Annotated in this window: 1 protein-coding gene; it reads right to left on the minus strand. The window is 66.1% G+C overall.

All coding sequences use genetic code 11. The annotated features are described in order from the left end of the window. Positions 1-138: 138 nt before the first annotated feature. Positions 139-1,271, minus strand: a protein-coding gene (locus HQN59_RS25730) for an IS3 family transposase (RefSeq protein ID WP_425342778.1) whose coding sequence is annotated in 2 segments (ribosomal slippage) — positions 139-1,010 and positions 1,010-1,271 — 1,134 coding nt in all. Because the reading frame shifts where the segments join, the coding sequence is not laid out codon by codon here. Positions 1,272-1,361: the final 90 nt, after the last annotated feature.

A 1,361-nucleotide genomic window follows, 5' to 3' on the forward strand; every position in this document is an offset into this window, starting at 1 on the left:
AGAGCCGGCTCCGCTGGTTTGAACACGCAGCGGCCTGAGTTAAGTGGATTGGCTGCGGTTTGAAGTTCTTCAATCCCGGGCCCCTGCCAGGCCGCCGGAGGCGCCCCGGTTGAGCCCCTGTACTCATGGTTCAACCCATCACGCCGCAGCCTTCATCGGCGGCAGCGAGTCGAAGTAGACCATGTCCGGTGTGCGCCCGTCATGGCTCTGGTGCGGCCGGCGCGCGTTGTAGAAGTCGAAGTACGCGGCAAGACTGTGCCGTGCTGCGCTGACGCCGTCGTAGGCCTTCAGGTACACGTCCTCGTACTTCACGCTGCGCCACAGCCGCTCGACGAACACGTTGTCGCGCCAGCAGCCACGGCCGTCCATGCTCTGGCGCGCGCCGATGTTCTTCACCTCGGCCACGAAGTCGGCGCTGCTGAACTGGCTTCCCTGGTCGGTGTTGACGATCTGCGGCGCTCCCCAGCGGGCCGCCGCCTCGCGCAAGGCCTCTACGCAGAAGTCCGCCTCCATCGTGATCGACACCCGGTGCGCCAGCACGCGGCGACTCGCCCAGTCCAGCACCGCCACCAGGTACACCCAGCCGCGCGCCATCGGGATGTAGGTTATGTCCAGCGCCCAGACCTGGTTCGCACGCTCGATGGCCAGGCCTCGCAGCGCATACGGGAACACCGGGTGTGCCGGGTGCTTCTTGCTCGTGTTGGGCTTGCGGTACAGCGCCTGGATGCCCATGCGCCGCATCAACGTGCCCACGTGCCGGCGGCCCACCTCGATGCCCTGCAGACGCAGCAGGTCGCGCAGCATCCGGCTGCCCGCGAACGGGTGCTCCAGGTGCAACTCGTCGATACGTCGCATCAACGCCAGCTCGGCCTCGCTCACCGGCTGGGGGTGGTAGTACGCCGTGCCGCGGCTGATGCCCAGCACTTCAGCCTGCCGCTTGATCGGCAGTTCCGCTTGACGGTCGATCATCGCTTTGCGCTCAGCAATCCCGCCTTGGTGAGCGCGCCTTCTAAAAAATCGTTCTCCAGCGTCAGCTGCCCGATCTTGGCGTGCAAGGCCTTGAGGTCCACCGGCGGTGCCTCGGGCGCTACCGCGCCGCCGAACACCCCGGCGGCGCGCTCCATCAGCTGCCTACGCCACTCGGTGACCTGGTTGGGGTGCACATCGTGCTTCTGCGCGATCTCGGCAATCGTCTTGCCGTCGGCCAAGGCCTCGATCGCCACCTTGGCCTTGAACGCCGCCGAGTGGTTGCGCCGTGGTCTTCTGCTCATGTTCTCTGCTCCTGAATCTCGGGCTCTATCCTCGCCCATCGGAGCAGCCAGTCCACTTTACGCCGTGTTCAGATTTGCGCGGCCGGCTCT

It is taken from the genome of Rhizobacter koreensis (assembly GCF_013366375.1).
Classification (GTDB): Bacteria; Pseudomonadota; Gammaproteobacteria; order Burkholderiales; family Burkholderiaceae_C; genus Schlegelella_A; species Schlegelella_A koreensis.